Origin of the sequence: Chryseobacterium salviniae, assembly GCF_035819015.1 — a bacterium.
Classification (GTDB): domain Bacteria; phylum Bacteroidota; class Bacteroidia; order Flavobacteriales; family Weeksellaceae; genus Chryseobacterium; species Chryseobacterium salviniae.
Genome location: NZ_JAYLAA010000008.1, coordinates 1 through 24,934 on the forward strand (window position 1 = coordinate 1; position 24,934 = coordinate 24,934).

General features: G+C 37.7%; 24 protein-coding genes. 12 read left to right on the forward strand and 12 right to left on the reverse strand.

Features of this window, described 5'->3' with window-relative positions:
- Window positions 1–214 precede the first annotated feature (214 nt).
- Window positions 215–898: a type 1 glutamine amidotransferase domain-containing protein gene (locus tag SOP96_RS01655; protein WP_326319495.1), complete on the reverse strand. Its 684-nt coding sequence runs from the start codon at window positions 896–898 to the stop codon at window positions 215–217.
- A gap of 222 nt (window positions 899–1,120) precedes the next feature.
- On the reverse strand, window positions 1,121–1,744 hold the full coding sequence (locus SOP96_RS01660) for an RNA polymerase sigma factor (RefSeq protein WP_326319496.1): 624 nt from the start codon (window positions 1,742–1,744) through the stop codon (window positions 1,121–1,123).
- 234 nt (window positions 1,745–1,978) lie between these two features.
- Here SOP96_RS01660 and SOP96_RS01665 point away from each other — a divergent pair, with 234 nt between their 5' ends.
- From SOP96_RS01665 to SOP96_RS01695, 7 genes are all read left to right on the forward strand, one after another.
- Window positions 1,979–2,923, forward strand: coding sequence for a FecR family protein (locus SOP96_RS01665; protein ID WP_326319497.1), 945 nt, complete (start codon window positions 1,979–1,981; stop codon window positions 2,921–2,923).
- Between the two features lie 49 nt (window positions 2,924–2,972).
- Window positions 2,973–6,275: a TonB-dependent receptor gene (locus SOP96_RS01670; RefSeq protein WP_326319498.1), complete on the forward strand. Its 3,303-nt coding sequence runs from the start codon at window positions 2,973–2,975 to the stop codon at window positions 6,273–6,275.
- Window positions 6,276–6,565: 290 nt separating this feature from the next.
- Window positions 6,566–7,867 carry a hypothetical protein gene (locus SOP96_RS01675; protein ID WP_326319499.1) on the forward strand — a complete coding sequence of 434 codons (1,302 nt, stop codon included), beginning with the start codon at window positions 6,566–6,568 and terminating at the stop codon, window positions 7,865–7,867.
- 70 nt (window positions 7,868–7,937) lie between these two features.
- A complete protein-coding gene (locus SOP96_RS01680; RefSeq protein WP_326319500.1) occupies window positions 7,938–8,867 on the forward strand; it encodes a T9SS type A sorting domain-containing protein in 930 nt (309 codons plus the stop codon).
- Between the two features lie 138 nt (window positions 8,868–9,005).
- Entirely contained in the window at window positions 9,006–9,746 is a 741-nt protein-coding gene (locus SOP96_RS01685; RefSeq protein WP_326319501.1) for a hypothetical protein, read from the forward strand.
- A 12-nt stretch (window positions 9,747–9,758) separates the two neighbouring features.
- Window positions 9,759–11,120, forward strand: a complete 1,362-nt coding sequence (locus tag SOP96_RS01690; RefSeq protein WP_326319502.1) for a S41 family peptidase — start codon at window positions 9,759–9,761, stop codon at window positions 11,118–11,120.
- A 9-nt stretch (window positions 11,121–11,129) separates the two neighbouring features.
- Window positions 11,130–11,396, forward strand: a complete 267-nt coding sequence (locus tag SOP96_RS01695; RefSeq protein WP_326319503.1) for a hypothetical protein — start codon at window positions 11,130–11,132, stop codon at window positions 11,394–11,396.
- 71 nt (window positions 11,397–11,467) lie between these two features.
- Here SOP96_RS01695 and SOP96_RS01700 read toward each other — a convergent pair whose 3' ends face one another.
- The 7 genes from SOP96_RS01700 to SOP96_RS01730 all read right to left on the reverse strand — a co-directional run bounded on the left by SOP96_RS01700 (window position 11,468) and on the right by SOP96_RS01730 (window position 18,552).
- Window positions 11,468–13,195, reverse strand: coding sequence for an FAD/NAD(P)-binding protein (locus SOP96_RS01700; RefSeq protein ID WP_326319504.1), 1,728 nt, complete (start codon window positions 13,193–13,195; stop codon window positions 11,468–11,470).
- 164 nt (window positions 13,196–13,359) lie between these two features.
- Window positions 13,360–14,490, reverse strand: a complete 1,131-nt coding sequence (locus SOP96_RS01705) for a serine hydrolase domain-containing protein (RefSeq protein ID WP_326319505.1) — start codon at window positions 14,488–14,490, stop codon at window positions 13,360–13,362.
- A 261-nt stretch (window positions 14,491–14,751) separates the two neighbouring features.
- Complete coding sequence (locus SOP96_RS01710) at window positions 14,752–15,033, reverse strand: hypothetical protein (protein WP_326319506.1); 282 nt, start codon at window positions 15,031–15,033, stop codon at window positions 14,752–14,754.
- Between the two features lie 108 nt (window positions 15,034–15,141).
- Window positions 15,142–16,020, reverse strand: coding sequence for a helix-turn-helix domain-containing protein (locus tag SOP96_RS01715; RefSeq protein WP_326319507.1), 879 nt, complete (start codon window positions 16,018–16,020; stop codon window positions 15,142–15,144).
- 53 nt (window positions 16,021–16,073) lie between these two features.
- Complete coding sequence (locus tag SOP96_RS01720; RefSeq protein WP_326319508.1) at window positions 16,074–17,186, reverse strand: alanine/ornithine racemase family PLP-dependent enzyme; 1,113 nt, start codon at window positions 17,184–17,186, stop codon at window positions 16,074–16,076.
- A 1-nt stretch (window position 17,187) separates the two neighbouring features.
- Complete coding sequence (locus tag SOP96_RS01725) at window positions 17,188–17,634, reverse strand: GNAT family N-acetyltransferase (protein WP_326319509.1); 447 nt, start codon at window positions 17,632–17,634, stop codon at window positions 17,188–17,190.
- A gap of 9 nt (window positions 17,635–17,643) precedes the next feature.
- A complete protein-coding gene (locus tag SOP96_RS01730; RefSeq protein WP_326319510.1) occupies window positions 17,644–18,552 on the reverse strand; it encodes a universal stress protein in 909 nt (302 codons plus the stop codon).
- 559 nt (window positions 18,553–19,111) lie between these two features.
- Between SOP96_RS01730 and SOP96_RS01735 the strand changes: the two genes are divergently transcribed.
- The 3 genes from SOP96_RS01735 to SOP96_RS01745 are packed head-to-tail and all read left to right on the forward strand — an operon-like array spanning window position 19,112 to window position 20,112.
- On the forward strand, window positions 19,112–19,396 hold the full coding sequence (locus tag SOP96_RS01735) for a polymorphic toxin type 50 domain-containing protein (protein ID WP_326319511.1): 285 nt from the start codon (window positions 19,112–19,114) through the stop codon (window positions 19,394–19,396).
- A complete protein-coding gene (locus SOP96_RS01740) occupies window positions 19,299–19,862 on the forward strand; it encodes a hypothetical protein (protein ID WP_326319512.1) in 564 nt (187 codons plus the stop codon). Before SOP96_RS01735 ends, SOP96_RS01740 begins: the two co-directional genes overlap by 98 nt.
- Window positions 19,855–20,112, forward strand: coding sequence for a hypothetical protein (locus SOP96_RS01745; protein ID WP_326319513.1), 258 nt, complete (start codon window positions 19,855–19,857; stop codon window positions 20,110–20,112). Before SOP96_RS01740 ends, SOP96_RS01745 begins: the two co-directional genes overlap by 8 nt.
- 1 nt (window position 20,113) lies before the next feature.
- Here the strand turns inward: SOP96_RS01745 and SOP96_RS01750 are convergent, their stop codons facing one another.
- Window positions 20,114–20,572, reverse strand: a complete 459-nt coding sequence (locus SOP96_RS01750) for a hypothetical protein (protein WP_326319514.1) — start codon at window positions 20,570–20,572, stop codon at window positions 20,114–20,116.
- Window positions 20,573–20,643: 71 nt separating this feature from the next.
- On the opposite strand from SOP96_RS01750, the gene SOP96_RS01755 reads away from it, so the two are divergent.
- Window positions 20,644–21,078, forward strand: coding sequence for a DUF6876 family protein (locus tag SOP96_RS01755; RefSeq protein ID WP_326319515.1), 435 nt, complete (start codon window positions 20,644–20,646; stop codon window positions 21,076–21,078).
- Window positions 21,079–21,106: 28 nt separating this feature from the next.
- Entirely contained in the window at window positions 21,107–21,481 is a 375-nt protein-coding gene (locus tag SOP96_RS01760) for a DUF6876 family protein (RefSeq protein WP_326319516.1), read from the forward strand.
- Between the two features lie 52 nt (window positions 21,482–21,533).
- Here the strand turns inward: SOP96_RS01760 and SOP96_RS01765 are convergent, their stop codons facing one another.
- Together SOP96_RS01765 and SOP96_RS01770 are read right to left on the reverse strand one after the other, a co-directional pair.
- Window positions 21,534–22,340, reverse strand: coding sequence for a DUF4249 domain-containing protein (locus tag SOP96_RS01765; RefSeq protein ID WP_326319517.1), 807 nt, complete (start codon window positions 22,338–22,340; stop codon window positions 21,534–21,536).
- Window positions 22,341–22,342: 2 nt separating this feature from the next.
- Window positions 22,343–24,676: a TonB-dependent receptor gene (locus tag SOP96_RS01770; protein ID WP_326319518.1), complete on the reverse strand. Its 2,334-nt coding sequence runs from the start codon at window positions 24,674–24,676 to the stop codon at window positions 22,343–22,345.
- Window positions 24,677–24,934 lie beyond the last annotated feature (258 nt).

The window sequence follows — 24,934 nt, forward strand, 5'->3', positions numbered from 1 at the left end:
GTGCAGGCTTCTTTTAATTTGTTAGGAAAGTATTTTTATTTAAGCTTTAAATTCAAGGTCATGATATGAAAGTTTTTCCCCGTTGCTTTATGATCTCMTTTAATATATTTTTGTCATGTTATTCTTTGGTTTACTTGTTAAACTTATATGGTTAGCTTTTCGGGCGGCCGTTTTCAACGGCCGCCCGAAAAGCTTATCTCTCTCAAAAGATAGATTAATTATTTTTCAGAGCAGATATTAATTTTTCTGCCACGCCTTCCGAAGAAGCCGGGTTTTGTCCCGTAATTAGCAATCCGTCCTGAACAACGTGCACTCCCCAGTCGTCTGTCCTGGTGTAATTTCCGCCCGATTTTTTGAGTTCATCTTCTACCAGGAAAGGAACAATATCCGTTAGCTGAACTGCATCTTCTTCACTGTTTGAAAAACCGGTAACATTTTTATCTTTAACAAAAGGATCGCCGTTTTCGAGGACGATGTCTTTAAAAACGCCCGGAGCATGGCAAACCGCAGCTACCGGCTTCTTATTGTAATAGAAATCAAGGATTAGTTGCTGGGAATCTTTATCATAAGCAAGATCCCAAAGCGGGCCGTGGCCTCCCGGATAGAAAACAGCATCAAAATCGGCCGCTTTCTGATCAGTCAGCTTTTCTGTATTGGCGATGATGTTTTGTACTTCTTTATCCTCATAATAACGTTTTGTGGCAGATGTTTGTGCATCCGGATCTTCACTTTTAGGATCAATAGGTGCCTGTCCGCCTTTAGGTGTTGCCACCGTGATATCAAATCCTGCATCTTTTAGCAAATAATAAGGTGCTGCAAATTCTTCTACCCAGAAGCCTGTTTTTTTACCTGTATTTCCCAATTCGTCATGGGAGGTAACTACGAATAGTATTTTCATTATATTTTATGTTTGAATGTTTAAAAAAGAAAATTTAGGTAAGTGTATTTTAAGAACAACAAATTTATCAATTGGAATGTACCTGCTGATTCATATGGTAAAGACACTTACCTATTACAACGCAATAGAAGCATACAACTTTATTGCCAAGTAGTGATAAACCGATATCAAATGTGGTATGCTATCAATAGATTATGAAGGAAAGCCTGTATTTATTTTTTTCTACTGGTTTTTCATTAACAGTTCGATCATGATGATGATCGAAATAAATTTCTTGGAAGACTGGTATTTGGGATTCAGCTGTTCCCGGATCTCACCGAGCGCATTGCTCAGCTTATTGCTCACGGTTTTATTGCTTAAACCTAAAGCTTCAGCAGTTTCATCCACCGACCTGTTTTTGCGGATTCTCATATCGTATACTTTCTGCTCTGTGGCAGGAAGCGTGGATACTACTTCGTCAATCATGGTAAAAAGATCGGTAATTTCATAGTCTTCAAGAATTTCAAAATATTCTGTATCGGTAAGATCTGCTGAATATTCAGTTTCGTCGATACTTATGATTGCTCTTTCTTTTTTATTACTGTTAAAATAATCAATCACTCTGAAATGAAGATGCTTCAGAAAATATCCTTTTGCACTTCCGTTTCCGTCTGTCTGTATGCTATCTGTGTCTTCAAGAATTTTAATCCACAGATTTTGAAGTAATTCTTCTGCCAGTTCCCTGTCTTTAGTCCTTACAAAAACAAAGCGGTACAAATCATCCCAATACCTTTCATAAAGTATCATAAAAGCTGGGCGGTCGCCTGTTTTTACTTTTTTCAATAATATGTGATCCGTCTGATTCATTGGTGCAAAATTACCTAAATGAAAATTAACTTTTTGTGAACTTTGGGGAGTGTAATATTAATTATTTCTGAAAATAAGATGTAAATAATAAATTAAATTTTCACAAATGGTTAAAAAGTAGCACAAATTGTTAACAAGTTGACCCTAATGTGAATGCAATGTTAAATCTATGCTGGGGAAGTTTTCCAATTTCGCTGTTTTATAGATGTAACGGCAAACGTTTATCAGGCATTTATGAAAAACCTACAGTATAAAGAAATTCAGGCATTCGTTTTCAGGCTTTGGGAAAGGGAGGTTACTGAAGAGAAAATTTCAGAGAAAGAAACGGAACTTTTAGAACAATGGAAAACAAGCGTGGAAAAAAATCTGGACAAAAAAAATATTATAGAATCCAGGGAAAAAGTTTTGTTTTATCTGGAACCTTATTTCACACCAACAGCTATTTCACATCATCCGAATATATTTAAAAAATATTTTTTCCAGGCGGCGGCTGCCATCATATTGCTTTTTACAGTAGGAAGTTTTTTCATTTATCATTCGTTCTTTAAGGCAGATGTATATTATGCAGAATCTGCAAATCGAAAAGTACAGCTGGCAGATGGTTCAGTCGTAATACTGCTTCCCGGCTCGCAGCTTACGGTAGAAAAATCTTTTCCGCAGGAAACCCGGATTGTAGATCTGAAGGGGGACGCTGTTTTCACAGTGGCAAAATCGAAAAAGCATCCTTTTATTGTAAATGCTGATGGTTTCAGTACGAAAGTATTAGGTACTGTTTTTAAAATTACACAAACCGGAAACAACAAGACGGTAGATCTTTATGAAGGAAAAGTTGCCGTTTCTTATGTGGGTGCTCCTGTCGCTTTCCTCAAACCTCATCAGAAATGGACCAACTTCGGGGTAGCCCGTACCACAGCCGTCATTTCTTATGAGAAGGAAAAAACATCCCGTAAAACAGTACCGTCTTTAGTATCATTAAGCTTTAACGATGTTATGCTGAAAGAAGTGACTGAGGTTCTTCAGAAAAACTACAGCATCAGCATTATTTATCCTAAAGAATTTGCAGAAAAGAAAATAACCGCCGATTTCACGGGTGGAAGTACCGACGAAAATATTGAAGCGCTTGCTTTCATACTTGGGCTGGAAGTACGGAAAGAAAAGCAGGCCTATATCCTTAATTAAACCAAAATAAATCTAATAATCAGATCAATATAATAAGTAAACACTAACAATGAAAAGTTTGAAATGTAGTTTTACCATTGCGGCAGTATTTTTTTCGGTAGCGGCGGAAGCACAGGAGTTGTCACAAAAAGTGTCGTTTACGGCTCCTGCAGGTAGACCCCTAATCGAAGTGCTGGAAGAATTGGCAGGTAAAACAGGAATGAGACTGGCGTATTCCAAAACAGATATTAAAGACATAAAAATAAAAACAACACAATGCGAAAATATTCCTGTTCAGAATTGTCTTGATAATTTAACCAACGGGCTTCCCGTAATATACCGCCTTCGCGGAGATCTTATTTCGGTAAAGTACAGAGGAACTGAAGTTTCCGTACCGGGAAGCGGAAGGATTTCAGGAAAAATTGTAGATGAAGTAGGAAATCCGGTTGTTGGTGCGGAAATAAGTATCGCAGGCAGAAAAACAGTAACCGATAATAACGGAGATTTTGTGGTAGAGCTTCCTTCCGGAACGTATACCTTAACTGTAAAGTCTCCCAAATACAATTCTTTGCGTGTAGAAAAGCTTCAGGTTAAAGATAATACAACCAATACCGTTTCCTTTGCAATGAGAGCGGTTTCTGATAAAGTTTCAGATATAAAAGAAGTGGTAATTACTGCAACAAGAAAAGCAGATACACAGGCCGGATTATTAACCCAGCAAAAAAAAGCCGCCCAGATGAGCGACGGGATTTCGGCAGAGCAGATTTCAAAAACACCGGATAACGATCTGGGTGCAACGTTGAAAAGAGTAACCGGAGTAACTACAATCGATAACAAATATGTGGTGGTACGATCAATGGGTGAGCGATGGAATACCGCTGCGATGGACGGAATCAACCTTCCGAGTACCGAAGCGTATAACCAGAATTTCTCCTTCGATATTATCCCAAATTCCATGGTGGAAAGTGTGGTAATCAGTAAAACGGCAACACCTGATATGAATGCCAGTTTTGCCGGAGGATTTGTAGAAGTGAGAACGAAGGATATTCCTAATGAAAATTTTACTACGGTAACGTTGGGAACTTCCTATAATGATATTGCCACTTTTAAAGAATTTTTAACCCGAAAAAGAGGAAAATACGATTACTTCGGGTATGATGACGGAACAAGGGATTTCCCAATGGATCTTGAATATACCGACTGGAACAATCCTCTGTTTTTTGAGCAGTCAAAGCGTTTTGTTAATGATAATTTCACCAATTACCGAACAAAGGCAGATTTGAATTCCAATATGCAGCTAGCGTTGGGAAGAAGCTTCAAAATGAAAAATAATAACAAATGGGGACTTGCCGGTGCACTTACCATCAGGAACGAACAAAATAAACTTGATATCGACCACACCGGAAGAGGTAGCTGGCTGGATAATGCAGGGCTTGTCAATAACTGGCAGGAAATGGGAGTAGCACCCGTAAGATTTTTTAATTTTAAAAATAAAGGAGCCTCTTACAGTTATAATTCCACAATTGGAGCAATGCTGAATTTCGGTTTGCAGCTGGGAAAAAACAGAATTTCATTCCGTAACTCTTATACACATATTTATGATCAGACGCTTACAAGAATTACCGGATGGAATGAATACACCGGAGGTACCGGTCAACCGGCAATGGCGGAAAGTTCATACAATTATTTTTATGACGGGATAATTCCCGGTAATGATCCTTCACAGTTGATTAATCTGGACAGACCTTATACGGATAATACAGATTACCCTGTTTACCAGACATTGCTTCAGAATAAATTGGAAGGAAATCACAAGATCAAAGATGTGGAAATCAACTGGTTTGCTGCAAGAACAGGCGTAATTTCAGATACTAAAGATTATACGCAGTACCAGACTTTTTACGATTTTGTGGGAAGTGAAATTTTAACCTATCATCAGGTGTATAATTCAGGGAATAATTTTTCAAGAGGATATATCGGAAACAAAGAAACTGATTACAACTTCGGAGCTTCGGCAAAATGGAAAATGGATGCCGGAAACTTTAAAACCGATGTAAAAGTAGGATATGCCGGTGCCTTGAAAAGCAATACCAACGAGCAGCAGAAATTTTTCCTGAAAGTGGATGAAAACCGTAATGTCCCGAATAATGAAAAAATTTATCTGAAAATGTACGGCTTGCTTGCAGACTGGTTTGATGGTTCACGCTATACACAGGGAGGAATCGGGTGGCAGACTAAACCCCTCTATAAAGATGACAGGTATGAAGGAGAGGTAGATCAGCATGCGCCATACATCATGTTTGACAACCGTTGGAAAAATAAGCTGCGACTTGTATGGGGGCTGCGTGCAGAATATTTTAAATATACACTCATCTCTCAGCAGCTGGATCCGGATGATCCTAAAAATGTTACAAAAACAGCGATTGATGATAAGCCGTGGCAATGGATGCCATCCGCCAACTTTACGTACAGCCCCACCAGTAAAATTAATGTCAGGCTTGCGTATAACAGATCGGTAATCCGTCCGCAGTTTAATGAAAGAACCGGGCTGCCTTATTTCGATCCTGTGGCTAATGGTTTAATTTATAATACCGAGATGACTTCTTCAGTGATCAATAATTATGATTTTAAGTTTGAATGGTTTCCGAATCTGGGAGAAATTATTTCGGCAGGTTTATATTACAAAAATATCGACCGCCCGATAGAGCGGGAAGGTTTTATTTCCAGCGAAGGAAACTTGTTTTTATACAACGGAAACTCGAAAAATGCAAAGCTAACGGGCTTTGAAGTGGAAGTGCGGAAAAGCTTTGGTTTTATAAAAGAAAGTTCCTTCCTTCAACATCTTTTTATCAGCGGGAACTTTACCTATAACTCCACGAAGGTGATCGCTTTTAAAGACCGCTACAAAACCGAAGATACCGATGATACCTATGAAGTGGAAAGGCCATTGTACGGACAGACGCCTTACGCATACAATCTCGGCCTTTTATATGACGGAGACCGCCTGGGAGTGAACTTCCTCTACAATGCCAAAGGCGACCAGTACATTACCGTGGGATATGCCTACATTGGAGAAGAGATTCAGAGGCCTTATGCGGTGGCCGATGCACAGATTTCTTACAAATTATTAAGAGACAGGAATTTAGAGATAAAATTTAATGTCAGGAATCTTTTTAACAGGGTGAAAGAATTTTATAACAATTTCAATTCGTATTCCGTGTTTAAAGGAACCGGAACAGATTATCAGACCGAAAGGGAGGCACTGGAGCTTCTGCCCGGAGCTACCGATAAATATGATAAAGATATAGACAGAGTATTATTCAGGGCTTATAACGGAAGAAATTTCGGGTTGAGCGTGAATTATACCTTCTAAAATAAATGAATATTCAATAAAGAGCTCATTGCAATGTTACAGGTTTTATCCTGATCATTTGAATCAAGTATAGTACTGTGATGCGCACCACGGTATTGATTCAGAACAAAGCTGATATCTTCCCGAATATCAGTAATGGAAAATAGGGAACTCTTCATTATAGCTCCTCATGTAGTGAAGGGTAAAAATAACCAAATCGCAGAAATACAGAGGCGGGTATTTCTAAATATTTAAAAAACCATCAGGTCTGGAAAACTATATATAGGCTTGATCATTCAAAAACTTTAACAATGAGAAAATTAACTTTAATCGCAGTTACAGCTTTATCTCTTACAGCTTGTCAGCATGAAACTTTAGCAGATGCTACTACACCATTTGAAATGCAGTCTGCTTCTGCAGAATATTTAACAGCTTCTTCACTTCCTGTAACAACGGTAAGCGGAGCTATTACAGCAAATACAACATGGAGTGGTGTTATCGAACTTGACGGTATTGTAACCGTAAAAGGTGGTGCTGTACTTACTATTCAGCCGGGAACATTCATCAAAGCAAAACCAAGCGCTACAAATACAGCGACAGGAGTTTTGGTGATTTCAAGAGGAAGCAGTATTGATGCTCAGGGAACTTCTTCTCAGCCAATCGTTTTCACAAGCTACAACTTATTGGATGGTGACGAAAACACAACAGCAAAACCTGGAGATTTCGGAGGAGTAATCATCTTGGGAGCTGCACCTACCAACAAACCTACAACTACTGTAATCGAAGGTTTATCCGGTACAGATTATCAGTACGGAGGTTCTAATGCTTCAGACAACAGCGGTAGTTTGAAGTATGCTCGTATCGAATTTGCAGGATATGACCTTTTTGCTCCTAATTCAGGAAATGAAATCAACGGATTAACTTTAGGAGGAGTAGGAAGCGGTACTACTTTAGATCACATTCAAGTAGCTTACGGTAGAGATGATTCTTTTGAATTCTTCGGAGGTACGGTAAATGCTTCAAACCTTATTTCTTTTGCTTCTGATGATGATAACTTCGATTTCGATTTCGGTTATACAGGAACAATTGACTGTGCTTTAGCTTTAGCAGATCAAAATTCTACACACAGTCTTAGCGGTTCAAATCCTGATTCAAACGGTATCGAGCTTGATAACGACGGAACAGGTTCTTCTGCATCGCCATTCACGCATCCGGTAATCAACAACCTTACCATCGTAGGAGCGGGTACTTCTTCATTCGGTGCTTTGTATGAAAATGCAATTCACGTAAGAAGAAACGGAAAATTAACATTAAATAATGCTACAGTTACCGGGTATCCTGTAGGAGTATTATTAGAAACAGTGAGCAGTGCTCCTGTGAATCTTTCAGATCTTAACTTTACTAATGTGCAGGCTTACGGATATACATTCAACTATGCTTCATTAGTAGGATCTACCAAATCAGCACTTACTGTTCCTGGAGGTACGGCAACTACGCTTAGCGGAGGAATGCCTCAGCCGTTCTTCAACGCAGGTACTGTTGACCTTGGATCAAGAAATTGCGGAAATTTCTTTGCTTCTTGGACTAAATATGATTTCTCAATCATAGAATAATTTTTCAATGCAGGAAACAGTGAAACACTGCTGTTTGCTGCTTTTTTTAAATCTGATAAATATTTTCATAATGAAAAAAACAATTTTATTTTCTATTTTGCTTTTGCCACTAATGGCTTATTCCCAGATTCCTGTATGGGTAAATTCTTTTGATACTCCTGATGATGTTTTGGGATGGACGTTTTACAACGGAAACGGAAACAGCAACCAATGGCAGCAGGGAAATAATATTTATTTAAACGGAACTACCCTTAGTTATGGTACTGCAGGAGTCTTAAGATATTCCATTAGTCTTGTACCTTCCGGCACGGCAGCCAATTTTGCTTCGGAAAATGATTGGGTTATTTCCCCTGAAATTGATTTAACGGGAGCTTCCGGAACCATCACTCTTGCTGCTTATATCAGCAGACAGAGATCAAGCCATACCATTGTAGGAAGAGATCTCTGGATTTTTACCAGCACTCCTCAAAAGCCGGTTCCTACCGTTGCAGATTTTCAGGCAATGACGGTTGACGTAAACGGGAATACCACTAGCAGTCCATACACCATTATCGCCGGAAACACGGCAAATCCTTGGCCTTCTACGGATGTAACACAATCTGCTGAAAGTCTCGTAAATCTTTCAAGCTTTGCAGGGAAGAAAATTTATATCGGTTTCTGGTCAAACAGAATTACTGCCGGACTGAATGTTCAGAATATCAATATCGACGAAATAGGAATTTATGCGACTTCATTTGTTCTTGGGACAAAAGAATCAGCAGCACAAAAAGCGCTTACGAAAGTAATGGAAAATCCTGTTTCAGAATCTTTACAGCTGCAGCTTAATCCTATATTCAAGGAAAATTCGGTTATGGTAACCATTTACAATATGGCAGGACAAAAAGTTCTAATGTCTAAATATTCAAGAAACATTAATGTTACAGCCCTATCTACAGGAACTTATCTTGCAGAAGTATCGGATGGTAAAACTGCCGAAAGACTGAAATTCATTAAAAAATAAAAGATTCCTTTTAAAAAGGAAACCATGAAAACTCGAAGTAAACATTTTCAATTAGATTTTAAAATTAGGTAATTGCCCGATGCCTGATCGGTTTTGGGCAGTTTTTTTAAAAATTGATGATGACTTAATGACAATACAATGAAAAACTTTATAGCACTTTTAGCCTTTACATTATTTTTTTCATGCACAGACAACAGCGCGCTGGAGGCTTATGATAAAGACCAGTTTCCTGCTGAAATTGCAGTGAAAGGATTCTCAAAGCCGGATATCATCCAGATGCGGCTGAATGACCAGCCTGTTTCCATCAACGGTTCCACCTCTTATACCGAAAAGATAGAAACCAAAATCAATTTTGTACTCGATAATGGAGAGACCGATGAACTGGGAATTTACAACCAACAGACCGGAACAAAAATAGCGTCTTACGCTATTAATTATGACAATATAAAAGATTATAAAAACCTCTACTTTTTCAATCTGCCCGGAATTTTCCTGCAGACGTATGCTGTAAAGCCGCAGGTAAATTTAGGAAAAGTAGGTTTCGAATTTATATTTCCCAATCTTGGAGAATTTTCAGGCTCTTCTTTAGAAGGCGTGAAAGGTGTTCTTAAAAGAGAGAACGGAGTCGTGCTTGCCGAGTTTGACAATATCGGGAAAAAAGATTTCACAAATGTAAAAATATATAATTATTTCAGTGCCACAGCGCCTGTTTATCTTGAATTGTACAAGCCCGGAACCACAGAACCTTACACCGGATCTTCCATTATAAAAGCAACCATAAAACAGGATATTGGCGCTAATATGATCGTGCTTCAGGAAAAAATGGAAAACGGAGTACTGGTTATTAAAGGCGATATAGATGTAGCTGATTATTTGTAATGATAAATAGGTATGAAAGACTTTTTGAAAATGCAGTTTTTATGGGTGATGCTTTTGTCGGTTTTCACGGTTTCATGCAACCGTACCGATGATGAAGCACCAAACTTTCCTGAAGGAACCACAGAATATACCAATCTCTGGATTCAGGACAGCATGCGCAGGTATTATTACTGGGCAGACCAAATGCCTGCAAAACCAGATTACCATCTTCCCGTAAAGGATTTTTTTAAAAGTTTATTATCATCCCAAGACCGGTTTTCTTTTATTGTAAATACCACAGATCCCAATACATATCCGAAATCTGTACGGAATTTATTCGGTTTCGATTATGCCATCCTGCAGTTATCAGGCGGTGAGGTAGTTACCGTTATTAAAATGGTTTTAAAAAATTCTCCTGCCTCCAACTCAGGGCTTGAGCGGGGGATGGTTATCAAAAAAATAAACGGACAGGCCATCACCGCTTCCAACGCACAACAACTCACGGAATCTATTTCCGGAAAAACGGTTATTGAACTTACGGTCGGAACCTGGCAGAACGGGTCTGTTATCAATGAAAAAAATGTAACGGTTTATTATGGGTATTCCCTCGAACAGCCGTTATTATCCAGAATTTTTGAGCAGAACGGCAAAAAAACCGGTTATCTTTACATCTATGATTTTCCGGATGGAATGACATCTGCGCTGAACCAGAAATTTAGCGAATTCAAATCTACAGGAATTCAGGAGCTTATATTGGATCTGCGATATAATTACGGTGGTTCAGTTTCTTCGGCAGCAGCACTTTGCGCCATGATCCCACCGGGAATTTCACCAGATTCGCAGTTTATCACATACAAAGGCAACAAAAACGGCGGCGAAGTAAAAAGAACATTTTCGCAACAAATTGCTTACGATCCGGGTTCACTGCCTTTTAATGCTTTGCATGCCAATTCTTTAGGCTTGAATAAAGTATATGTCTTAACTTCAAAAAGTACGGCTTCTGCAGCTGAAATTGTAATTAATAATCTTAAACCTTATATGGAAGTAATCCAGGTGGGAGATGCAACTTTGGGAAAAGATATGGCCGGGTTTCCTATTGAAGATAAAAGAAAGCCGAAAAAAGTTACATGGCAGCTTCATCCTGTTATTTATAAAGTGTTCAATGCGAATGGAGAAGGAGGGTACGTCAACGGAATCAATCCGCAGTTTGCTGTGAACGAATTTAATAATTTACCATTGCTGCCTTTGGGTGATCCTAATGAAACCCTGCTTTTATCTGTTCTGGCTAAAATTTATTCAAAACAGGGAAATACAAATATTGAGGGAAGCAAGGTTGAAGTTTTATTTCAGAGTGATAGTCCTGCTGCAGGATTTTCAGGATTAAATTTTAAATAAAAAACTACGATGCAGGGAATAGAGCCGAAAATCCATACAAGCCTTATCGAACGGATGAAATACTATTCGGATCTTATTAAAAATTCGAAACATGATTCCTGTATTAATCCGGAAGACGCACATCAGATGATGATAGAGCTGAACGAGCTGTATGAAGATTATTTAAACCAAAAAAGAAACCTTGAAAAAAGCATAAAAAAGTACCGGGAATTTTATCAGGGGCAACAAAGATTACTGACTCCCAGAATCCGCCAGTTAAAAAGAATCCGTAAATAATTATTGAACTTTAAAAAGACAAGAGCTCACAACTTTGCAAGCTCCGTGTATTCTTTAATCTTTGTTGAATATCATGAAACGATTTTATCAGCAATGATCCCAGATTTTAAAGACGTAGCAATTCTTTTTCCTGCCGTATCACAGAAGTCAAGCCCGGAATAATCCGGATTGAGGCCTGCAATGTAAGGCACAGTCATGATAAAAAGGTTTTCCGTCACCTTGCCATAATCATCCAATGCCTGGAAGTAATCGTTGATATTCAGTCCGTCCACACGCAGGTAATAGTTATCAGGATCGATTTTGAGAATTTTTTTATTGTCTTCTTCAAACTGCAATTTTCCTGTTTTGGTATCTTTAAACTTAAGATAGCCTGAACTTATCAATCCCTCATCGCGAAGCGTTCTGAAAGGAATATCATTGAACTGTACCGGCTGCTGCCCGACTGCATCAATATACATTCTGAAATGATCTGATTTTTCATCTCCCGTATGATGATCGGTATAATGATAAATTGCCCCTTCTTCCTGATGAGGTTCTACATGGCTTTCATCATCTACACTTACAAGGCTGATAAGTCCCTGATTATATAAAGCAATTATTTCCTTATATGAAGACTGGGGTAATGAAGCGATAATCACCGAAATAAGCGGCAGCAAAGTTTTTTTCATCCTGATCATATCTTCCGCAGAAAAATGTTTAGCCGGATAATTAATCGCATAGCTGAATGCCGAAAGCGTTTCTTTCCATGCGATGGTCTGGTGCCTTTCGATTGATTTTTGTGCTTCGTAATATTCGGCTTTAAAAAGCTCGAAACTGTCTAGTTCCTCCCGTAAAGTCAGCATTTTTTCTACAAACTGCTCTATCGTGAGATCTTTAATTTCATTATAGAATTTTTCATTTTTCTTACGCAACGGCTGCTTGAAATTACGCTCGAACACATAATTCAAATCTACAAAACCACCATTTTTTTCTTTATATTCAAAGATTTCTTCCTGAGACATAATCCAGCCTTCAGAAAAAGCACTTCCTTCCGAATGAAAACGAAGCGCTGGCAAATAGCCTCTTTTCGAAAATAAGGTAAGGCAAAAATTATTGCTTTTTTCATGTAAAGTATAGGTTATCTCATCATCTTCTTCACTAAATGTTCCGTTAAGCCTTGCCAATGTTTTAATGGCATCAACGGCTGTGAGAGATGTCCCGCGTATGGCAATGGGGTAGTTGGTAGCGGCGGAAAATTTTGAAGGCGGATAAGGAGAATCATACCAGCCATTTTTATTTCCTTCATATTTTTTAGGCCAGTGATGTCCCGTACAAATTATAGTTGCCGAGCATTCATAAATTTCATTTCCGGAGGTAACGATTTCAAAAATATGATCTTTTTTACGAATATCCGTAACGGTTGTTTCGGTGAGCACTTTCACTGCAACGCCCATTTTTCTTGCAGTATTCAGCAGTATTTTGAACTGCTCTTCCATATAATCTCCCAGGATTAATCGGGGAATTACTTTATATTCATTAATATTGCGGTAATCTGAGAAATCCGGATGATTCGGGTAAGGTTTTCTCTGGATAAATGATAAGAAAGTTTCAGGAAGTTCCGGAAGCTCGTTGGCAGAAACATTGGCGACGTGCTCTCCGGCTGCGCCTTCTTTGCTGTAGGGCATTCCAGCACCTATTCTTGCGCTTTTTTCAAAAACATATAATGTTTGGGGATATATATTTTCGGAGATCAGGTGTTTAACAGCGAATAATGCTGCAGGACCTCCCCCGACAATTCCGATACTGTCGATTTTTTCCATATCTATTTTTCTGTTTTGCAGTGATGATGCAATATTAAAACCACCTATTAATTTTTCAGCGTTGGTTTTATGATTGCAGTCATCTTAGTTCAAAGCGTATGCCAGTACCTGGGTAGGGTGTAAAGTGTGGTATATTTTAATAGAATAAAAAAACGGTGGAATGCTTACATCATCTTCGAAAATTCTTCAGCGAAAAGCTTTACCTGAAGCGGCCTTTTCTTTTTATCCACTTCAAGACTGTTGTAAAATCCGGTTTTTACAATTATCATCTGCTTTTCGGGAATCATAATAATAAACTGCCCTAAAAACCCATAGAAAAACCTGTACTGTAAAGAATCTTCATCATCTGCCCAAATCGTAAAACCGAATGCATCGTTTAATTTTGTAGGCACAAGCATTCTTTTGCAATATTCTTCACTAAGGATTGGTATTCCTTTCCAGTTTCCGTTTTGCAGTACCAACTGTCCGATTTTAGCAAAATCTCTTGGCGTTGCATGGATGCAGCAGAACGCTTTTTCAACTCCTTTTTTATCAATGCTCCATTTTGCCGGAGATTCCATGCCGAGAGGCTTCCATATTTTTTCTGAAAGATAGGCGGCAAGATCTTTCCGGGTAACCTTCCTTAATGCCAGACCCAGAAGCTGTGCGGCCACACTCTGGTATTCATATTTCTGGCCGGGCATTTCTTTACATTCTATTTCAAAAGCCTGCTTCGCAAGATCTTCAACGAAATATTGCTTTGAATTTTCGGAAAAAGGGTGGTGGTATTCCTCCTTCCAATCCAATCCGGCCTGCATCGTCATGAGATGGTATAAAGTAAGGTGCTTACCATACCTGCTGGTTTTGTAAGATGGAAAAATTGACGAAAGAAGCTGGTGTTCCGACTGTATATAGCCGTCCTCAATGGCACATCCTACAAGCATTGAAAGTATGCCTTTAGCCATTGAAAAAGAATTCATTAAAGATGAGGCATTGTGATCTTTCCAGTATTCTTCATGAATGATTTCTTTATTTCGGATAACCAAGAGGGAAGAAGCTCTTGTTTTTTTAAGCTCTTTTAAAATAGCTTCCGGAATTGTATGGGTATTGTATAAGGTTGATTTTTTCCAGGTTTCGGGGTTTTCGTTCGGGATACTTCTGGAAGAAAATTTTTCTGCATCATCAACTGACGGTGTTATGGGGCCTTTTTTGATGTTCAGGGCAAACGCTTTAAATATAAAATGGTAACCGGAAAGATATACCACAGCAACACATGCTGATATTGCGGCAAGGAATACAGTCAGAATTTTTTTCATATTGATTTTAAAATGCAGTCGGTTGAGATTCTGTGCTAACCGGATGATAATTCCGGATTACGATGACACAATTCTCCTGATTTCATTCAAAGGCTGTGCCGACAATATTTAAAGGTTCTGAATCTGATGTTTAATAAATAAATTTTAAAGCATGTTAAATCTATAATTTATTTTAATATTAGTGATTAAGCCTGAACTTTCTGAAAATCTTACTATTAAATTCAAGAATGAACAAGTTTATTTACTTTAGAAAATGAAGTATTATTCTTTGATGATTTTTTCTGTACGTGATTTGCCGTATTGAAAGGCTTCTTCTGCTTCCTGATATAAAATTTTCATGGAAACCTGAAAGCCGTTCATCATAAAATAAGTTACCTTGCTCTCTGTATCAAAACTTAGAAAAGTAATATGATCAGCATTAATAATTAAAGGACCACCGGAAACTTTTGCACCGTCAATAGAATTGGGCCTGCTGATTCTGATAATGCTTGAAGCTTTAATGTAGATTAATCCTTCCTCCGTTGTTTTTATGGTATAAGACACCTCAATTTTTTTTGCTAATGTATTAAAACATTGGATAAAAAATAATAATTGTGGTATGTAAAGCATGTTGAGATAAGCATAACCATTTACGGTGACAATGTTAAAATTTCAGGATTTTTGAATTTTATTTTCTGTACGATAAATTTTAGGAGATTTGTTGGTGGCAGATTTGAAATATTTTCCGAAATGTGAATTATCGGTAAATCCAAGTTCGTAAGAAATTTCAGTAACGGATAGATTGGTATGAAGCAGCAGCCTTTCTGCTTCCAGAATCACCCTGTTTTTTATAAACTGACCTGCACTGAGGGCAAGATGCTGTTTAATAAGCGCATTTAAATAGTTCGGGCTTAGGTTTAACTTTTCAGCGTAAGGGGCGGTTGTTTTCAGGTCTTTGTAAAATTCATTCACCAATTCTGAAAAATTTGCCACAGTTTCTTTTTTGTGATCGGCAGGCAGGCTGCTCTCTTTCATTTTAGATGCTCTTACGTATCTCAATATAAATATTTTGAGCTGCATACAAATGATTTCTTTGGTAAACATCCTGTTTCCTCCGTATTCTTTTCTGATGATATAAAACTGCTGCCAGAATTCTGCCACAGATGATGCGTGGAGATCTATCACCTGTGGCATTTCCGCCATCCTGGTGTCGCTTCTGATAAGCTTATTGCCGGTATACACATAATTGTAAAAGGATTTTGTGAACAGCACAACATAACCTTCCGGTTCAGATGAAGGATTAAAATAATACACCTGATTGTAATTCATGAAAAGCAGCCGGTCTTTTTTCAGCTCGTAGATCTGGTCGTCAATAATTACCGAACCGTTTGCTTCTTTGAATATGAAAATGGAATAAAACCGGTTTCGCAAATGTTTTTCAGCATCAATTCTGCCGAATAGCTCATTAACAGGAAGAACCAGCACTTCATTTTTAAGAGGGTGCACTTTCTCCAGATGATACATTTGCAGCGTTTTGATGTACTGTTTCACGATGTATGCTTTCCGTTTATTAATCAATTTAAATACCGAAAACCTGTTAAATATTAAACTTCTGCTTTTTCAGATCTTTTCTTCAATTTGGAGGTATTAATAACTTTTTTGTCTACATAATCTGAATTCATGGCACGCAGGACGGCCAGATAGCTCACCCCAAAGTTTAATTCATCGCCCACTTTTAAGTTTATTTTAGCATCGCTAATATCCAGAATCATCATATCCGAGCTTGCTCCCAGCACTTCAATTCCTTTGGTAAGAGGATGTACCTGCTTTACATCAATATCAAGAACACCAAGATCTACAATTGCCCTCACAGAAGTTTTGCCTCTGTCTTTATCGTCATATTCCGGGCTTTCGCCTGTAAGGTTTTTACCCACTTTTCCGGTGGGAACCATCGGTTTTTCAATCATTTCGATTACCTCGGCAGTCAGCGTAAAAACATCTGTATGCAATCCTTTAATATAACCATCATTAAAAACATCGGTCCCGAAGAAAAGGCTTTCGCCAACCCTGAAATGATTGATTTCTTCGGGAACATTACCTGTGCTGATTAAAGGAATCGTGACAGATGATCCTGCACTGATATAGGGGATTTTTCTTTTAAAAAGCTTCTCTGTGTTGGTTCTGTAGCTTACAAGTCGGTTTAATTTTTCCTGATCGGGAAGAATCCCGTTAAGGCATTTAAGGTTTGTTCCGATCCCTGTTACTTCAATGTTGGGGAACTTTAAAACTTCAGCATAGAAATCAGGAAGAGAATCTGCCATGATGCCTTCACGCAGTTCGCCCATTTCTATCATAATGACAATTCTGTGGATTTTATTTTGCTTAAAAGCTTCTTCAGACAATGCTTTTATGGTTTCAAGCTCCGAATTAAAGCTTACATCCGCATATTTTACAATGCTTGCTGCAAGACGTTTTGCAGGAGGCTTGATGTAAACGGTTTTGGTTTCAGGGGAGAGTTCTTTAATTTTTTTCAGATTGCTGAGACGTGAATCGCAGATATCCGTATCTACTACAGAAAGCAGGCTTTTCAGAAAAGCTTCGTTTCCGCAGAGAAGTTTGGCAACAACGGCCCATTCTATTTCGTGCCTGTCAAAAAGATGATGTAAGAAATCATAATTCTGTTTAAGCTTTTGTGTATTTAGAGTGATATAAGACATATTATTTTTTTAATCGCATTTCAAGATATTTGCTTTTGAATCCAAGTTTTTCATAGAGCAGACGGGCGGGGTTGTCACTTTCACAGTGAAGCGCAATATCTCCTTCGGTAGCTTCAATAACTCTCTGCATCATGTTTTTCCCGATTCCCTGTCCTCTGGATTCTTTATCGGTGGCGATATATACCAGAATGTTCTCGGGAATATAGCCGCTCATGCCGGTTTTGTTAACAACGCAGACTCCTTTAAGTGTTCCTGTCTGCTGATCTGCGGCGGTTACGATTATCCCGCCGGGTTTATTTTCTTTGCCTAAAGCATATGCTATCGCTTTCCTGATATCTGTTTCCGGATCTCCGTATTGGCCGAGATGCTCGAAGAGAAATGCTGTTAACTCTGCAATTTCAGTTGTTTCTGTTGAATGTTTTGGGTTGTATATATGTATTGTTGTCATCTTTTATTATTATCCCGGAAAGGGTAATGTAATATCATAACCTGCCGGTTCCGGGCCCTGTGCAGGCGTATCTTCGTCTTTAAAAAAAAGCAGTGGAACAGAAGTGTTATTGATAATCTGCTTGAAAAAATTCTCCGAAAAAAATGATTTCCAGCTTTCTTCATCCTGATAATTAAGGATGATCAGGTCAAACTCAGCGTCTTTGGACGCTTTGGATATTTCCACAGCTTTGTCATTGCTTACGGTGAACGAAGTATAATGCTCTGTTTCGCTCCCTTTCAGGGATTCCCGTATTTTTATAAACTCTTTTCGTATGCTGGTAAAATTTTCATTGCCAGAAATTCCGAAAAGGCTGATAAATCCTTTATTCTTTTCGGCAATCAGTTTTGAGATTTCCATCTTTTCCTTCAGCTTTTCAAGAACACGAACCGGTACCAGGATTCTCTCAAATTTGTAATTCTTTGAGCCTTGCGGCATCATCAGAACCGAGCAGTTCACTCCTTTAAGAATTTGGTAGGAGGAAGATCCCAAGATAAGTTCACGCAGTCCTTGTTTTCCTGATGTTCCGGTAATGACAATGTCTACCGATTCTTCTTCTACGATTTTATTGATGCTGTTGGTAATGATATCTGTTCCTATTTTCTTTAAAAAGATAATATCATTATAGCTATGCTGCAGAGAATTTTTAATTAATTCAAGGCTGTTTTCCGCTTCAGCATGCTGCCTATTTACTGTATCTTCTCCTACCATCTGCCTGCCTGTACGGTCTGTAATGAAAAAATTCATAACATTATGAAACAGGATGACACGGGCATTATGACGTTTTGCCATATGTACGGCGAGAATGGTAGCGCTATCAGTCTTTTCTGTGAAATCAATAGCAACAAGTATTGTTTTTATTTTGGTGTGTTTTTCCATATCAATTGTGATTAAGAGTACAAAATTACGGCCAAGCAAAGAGATAGCATGTCACGAATTATCGCTTTTATGGTATATTTTACTTTTTGTAGTTGTTTTATAAATTTTATGATTTTATTGAATAAAATTATTTGTTTAATTAAATCTTAAAAAAATTAAAAAAAATATTGATCCAAAATAAAATTAGCTAAAAGTGGAGTTATTTTTTATCATTAAAGTAATATTTTCATTTTATGGATCTTTTTATATTTTAATTGAATGGTTGTCAGTATTTTGGGTAATATAAAGAAATTCTTAATTCTGAAAGTACTGGAAATGTAAGAATTCTAAAATTGTGAATTTATTAATTTCTCTGCCGAATTCTGATTTTATTTTTTTATTAAAGTTCTTAGATCTGAATATATTTTACTAAATTTGACTTCAATATGCGGTGATATAAAAATTACGGAGAAATTATGTTCATTAAATAATAGGAAATAAGAAGTAAATATTATATTTTTACTATGTCTAAATTAAGCGGTAAAAAACTTATCTTTAGATGCTAAAAATTATTTTTACTATGAACATAAAATTATTATTATCCGGAATCTTATTATTGTCCATTTTAGCGGCTTGTTCGGATAGGTATGAAGAAGGGAACTCATACCTGCAGGCAAGTGAAAGCCCCCAGGCTTTAAAAACTGAAAGCAAACAGCGAGGCGAAGCAGCTAAAAAAACAGATTCAACGAAAACCAAGGAAATTATCGATGCACCACAAGCAATCCCAGCAGACATCTCCACAGAACAAGGAACATCTGATACAGGAGAAACAATTGATCCGACAAAACCAGACAGGCCTAAGTAAGCTCATTATTGAGATTACGGCTTCTGCTTTTGTCATTATTTCAGCTATATTGCCATTTCTAAACAATATAGTTGGTTATTTCATGGATGTAACTGTGCAATTGGATAATAACGCCGGAGTAAGAAGTCTCGATCTCGATTCTGCTATTTACTTTTTGTCGATACCGGTTTGTATGATACTGTTGGCACTGGGCGGTTTGTTCAGAGCAAACAGGTTTACTTTTTATGCAGCCCTTATATCGGGATATTTTCACTTAAGCACATATGTGAAATTTGTGTTCTTCAATCAGAATAAAATTTCCGCAATTGCAGATGCTGCCATTATATGCCTGCTGCTGGTGATTATTGTCCTTGTATTTCTGCTGGATAGGTATTACAGGAAAATTTATCTCCTTGATAAATTTAATAACAGTACGCTTGAAAGATTTTCTTCCATATTATTTAAACGTTTAGGAAAAAATGAGTAGTCACAGAGAAAGATTAAAGATTCTTGTTGCGCTCTCGGATAAATTATGGGAAGATTATGATAGTGCGGTAATATCTGAAGAGGAGTACATAAGAAAAATGAATTTGGTAAAAAAAGAAATCAATAACGGATTTATTAAAACCCTGGAAGAACTGGAAGTATTTACCAATGAACTCGGGTATCTCGTTATGTCTGTTCCTACAAAGAGTTTTATCTACGGTTCAGAAAAGATTATCATTAATAAAAACTAAATTATTTGGCAGATATTTTCATTGCCGAAAGTATTTCATTCAACATTTTATTTTGTTCTGAAATAGCTTTGCTGTATTTCTTTTCAATTTTACTGATCTGGCTTTGCAGAAACATCAATGTTTTGTCCTGAGCGTTGTATTGGGCAAAAAGATTCGCAAGCAGGTCTCCAATCTTATCATTAATATCATTAGTATAAAGATCATCATTCTGATGGTCTTTTTTGTTTTCTGCAGTTAGCAAATCACCCTCGCCCGTAATAAGCCAAACCAGATTATCATTAAGTTCCGGATAGACTCTCAAAATCCGGGCAAGCTTATCTACACCCAAGTCACTTTTAAGCCCGGCACCTTTAAAATTGGATGCCGAAATCCCAGTTTCTCTATAAAAAGTTTCCTTTTTAATGTTGTTTGTTTCTAAAAAAATTAAAATTCTTTCTTTGGTGGTCTGAATTTTGTCCATAATTATTTTTTATAGTCGGAATTTAGTCTATATTTGCAAATATAAAACAAAATTATAGAATAATAATACAAATGAAAAATTATATGCAATCGGCGAATGACTATTATCGTCATTTTATACATCCCAGGGATTTCATCGAATTCCAGTCAGGATTTTTTATTTCCGAAGGCATTTTCAGGATATCAGGTGAAACACAAATCCACTGGCTTTTGCAGATCATATGTTTTCAGCAAAAAGAATTAGATGCGCAGCTTATAGAATTCTGGAAGCTGAAAAGAAAAGAAGGATTAGATTATCTGCTGCAGTGCAAAGACAGCTCAGGAAATATCCTCTTTGAAAAAACTTTTATTTCGCCGGATTTTTCATTTGATGAAATTATAATCTGGAAAGTAGGTGCTTACCTTATCCTTCCGGGAGAATATAATGAATTTATAAAACTCATCAGGAATGACGAAACTAACCATGGCTTTAAAAGCCTGGATGAAAATAAGAAAGAATTGAACTAACCCTAAGAATAATTTAATAACTAATTTCATGAGTATTAAGAGAAACAAAAAAAGAAATTCCGTAAATACACTTTACGATTCTTACACATCAACAGAAGAACTGTTTGAATTTAAAGAAGGTTATAAATTAACCAAAGGAATCGTTGATATATCCAACGATGAAGATTGCAGCTGGCTGCTGGAAATCATTCTGGAAGAACAGCCAAAAATCAACTGCGAAACACAGCACTGGCATTTTAAAAGAGTAGAAGGAAATATGTTCAGACTTTATTGCACGGATGAGGATGGTATAATTCTTACCGAAAAAAATGATATTTCTATTCCTTTTTATTTTGATGACCTTTTCTTACTCGTAAAGAAAAACCTTCTTTGCCTTCCGATTGAATCTAAAATGTATGCTTAACAGTGAGCAGGCATTAAAATTTAAACCTAAAATGAATATATATTAAGTGCCGTTACTGAATAACGGCACTTAATTTTTCTGAAGTGTGCGCGGAAAAATATCCCAAAGCACCATTACTGATATTGCTCGGCGGATTTGCCGGCGTAACTCCGCCTCCCGGTCCGCTTCCGGAAAGCTGAAGAAGGGCAGAGTAGAAGGTGTACACTTTGTCATCTATACATTGCATCTCTACATAAATAACATCTCCGGGTACCACTTTTATGTCTCCCGGATCGCTGTCATCATTAGGAAGCAGTAGCGGCCGCTGGTTCAGCAAACCGTTGTTTACATTGTCTGAAAATTCCGAGAAAAATTTCTTCGGGTTATTATTTACAGTATAGATGAAAAGATAACGGTTTCCCAAAACGGCAGGATCTGTAAAAACAGGCAGAAGCGTGTAGCTTGTTTCGCCGGCCACTACAAAAGAATCCTGCAGAAGGCCTTCAAAAGCAACCGGTTGCGGCATCTTACTCTGCGCAACGTATTCAGCGCCTTCTGCTCTCACTTTTAATGTATATGTTCTTCCGGGTTCACCGCTTATTGCAGATGTCCTGTAATTTCCACCGCCTATATACTGCAATACTTCAGAATTTCCTGCATCATCACTCAAGGTTACCTGTGCGCTTTCTACAGCAGGATAATCATTGGCAGAGGTAAAAGAAACCGATTTGGTTATTTTTACAATATATGGACCGGCTTTATCTGTAATATTGCCCTCGATTACAATTTTTCCGCTTTCATTTTCGAGTTCAAGATCAATCTCTTTTTCACACGAAACGGCTGCTGTAAGAGCTACTATGATTAAAAATATTTTTTTCATGTTTAAAACTTAAAATTATAAGTAATATTGGGAACCCATCTGAACAATGAAGTCTGCACAGCTCTGGTGGTTCCCGGGTTATCAGGATTATCCTCGAAATTGATCACATACGCATTTTCACGGCCGTAAACATTATAAATTCCGAAAGACCAGGATCCTTTAAAGCGTTTGTTTGATTCTGGCTCATAAGTTGCGTTAAAATCCATCCGGTGATAAGCCGGCATACGGTCTGCATTTCGTTTGCTGTATTGAAAAACGGTTTGTCCGTTCAATTCATATTTTCCTGTAGGAAAAGTTACTGCATTGCCGGTACTGTATACGAATAACCCGGAAAAAGACCATTTCGGATTGAGCTGATAGGTTGCCACTACCGAAAGATCGTGGGTTTTATCCACTCTTGCATTATACCATTCATTATCATTAATTCCGTCAATTTTTCTTTCTGTTTTCGAGAGGGTATAAGAAATCCATCCGGTGAGTTTTCCACTTTTCTTTTTGGCGATAATCTCAAGCCCGTAGGCTCTCCCTTTACCGAAAAGAAGCTCGCTCTCCACATCAGCTGCAGTATCGAAAGTTATCTGTGCTCCGTTTTTGTAATCAATCTGGTTCTGCATCGATTTATAATACACTTCGGTATTAATCTCATAATTATTATTGCTGAAATTTCTGCTGTAGCCGATGCTTACCTGATCTGCGATTTCCGGCTTCACCGTATAGCTGCTCCCGATCCATTGGTCAGTAGGGTTTCCGCTTCCGCTGTTGCTCAGCAAATGTAAATTTTGGGTATTTCTGGAATACCCTCCTTTTATACTGCTGACTTCATTGATTCGGTAATTGGCCGTAATTCTCGGTTCAGGATTAATATACGTTTTTCCAAGTTTTCCTTTTTCGAGAAATCGGGAATCTGTAAGCACACCATTTTCATAAGTATTGAAAGTATCACCTCCTAAAACAGTAAATAAAGAAAGCCGCACTCCATAGTTCACGGTAAGCTTTTCATTAATCTTAAAATCATCATTAATGTAAAATGCATTTTCCCAGGAATGTCTCGGGTTTCTCGGAAAACTGCTGACACTTGTTCCGGATGCGCTGCTTGGCGTAATGGTGTGATAAATCGACTGTAAACCAAACTTTACGGAATGATTATTTCCCGCAAACCAGGTAAAATCCTGCTTCAGATTCCAGTCTTCAATTTTTGAAGAAAGACCAAATGTATTATTGTTGCTGCTTAAGCTTACATTATAATTGTAATTGCTGAATATAAACGAAGTATTAGAAAATAATTTGCTGCTGATGATGCTGTTCCAGCGGAGTGTAGCAGTCGTATTTCCCCAGTCGGTCGCAAAAGTATCACCCAATCCCAAAACATCCCTCCCGAAATATCCGGATAAATAAAGCCTGTTGTTTTCATTGATCTGGTAGTTGGCCTTTAAATTCAAATCATAAAAATAAAGCTTACTGTCTTTGAAATCATCGGTTGCCTTCAGAAATACATCCGCATACGTTCTTCGTCCTGAAATGATAAAAGAAGATTTTTCTTTCTGAACAGGCCCTTCAACGCTTAACCTGCTGCTAATCAATCCGAGTCCGCCGTTGATGTTGTATTCTTTGTTGTTTCCATCTTTCATTTTAACATCCAGTACGGAAGACAGACGGCCGCCATATTGAGCCGGACTGTTCCCTTTAATTATGCTGGCATCTTTCAGAGCATCACTGTTAAAGGTGCTGAAAAAGCCGAGAAGGTGAGACGCATTATAAACTGCCGCCTCATCTAAAAGGATAAGGTTTTGATCCGTTGCACCGCCCCGCACGCTGAATCCGCTGCTGCCTTCTCCTGTATTTTTGATACCGGGTAACAGCTGAATGGTTTTTAAGATATCTTTTTCACCGAAAAGAACAGGCAGCTTTTCTATATTTTTAATACTTAATGTTTCTGTTCCCATCTGTGCGGAGGTCAGGTTTTTGTCCTTTTTAACTCCGGAGATCACTACCTCCTCAATTTTTGCCACTTTTTCGTCTCCTTCCTGAGCGAGCTGAAGATCCTGCTTTACGTTGTCTTCAACCGTAATGCTCTGCCGGAAATCTTTAAAACCAGGATTTGAGATGATGAGATGATAATTTCCTTTCGGAACTGAAAGAGAATAAAATCCGTAATCATTCGATACAACAGAAATGGTAGGGTCTTCCGCTACTCTCACCGTAACTCCAATCATCAATTCCCCATTCCTAAGATCTTTTATGGTACCGCTTACCGAATATTTTTGTTGTGCAAAAACAGCCGTACTAAAACAAATTGCTGCTGCGGAAGTGGCAATTTTAAAGGATAATATCTGCATTCTGGTTTGATTGATTAGGAATTCTTAAAGTATCTAAAATTACAATTTTTATAGATAACAGCCAACGAATGAGTTTTAACATCGCTTTATTTTTTTTAATAGTTCAGCATAATAACGAAATTTAATTTTCAATAGTGTGCATCGTTTTCAGATTTGTATTATAGGCTATTGCTTTTCACTTAATAGAATTTATTTATAAATAAGCAAACACTTAATTTAAAGGTTATATAGCATATAAATTTAGGTTTCGTTGAATAA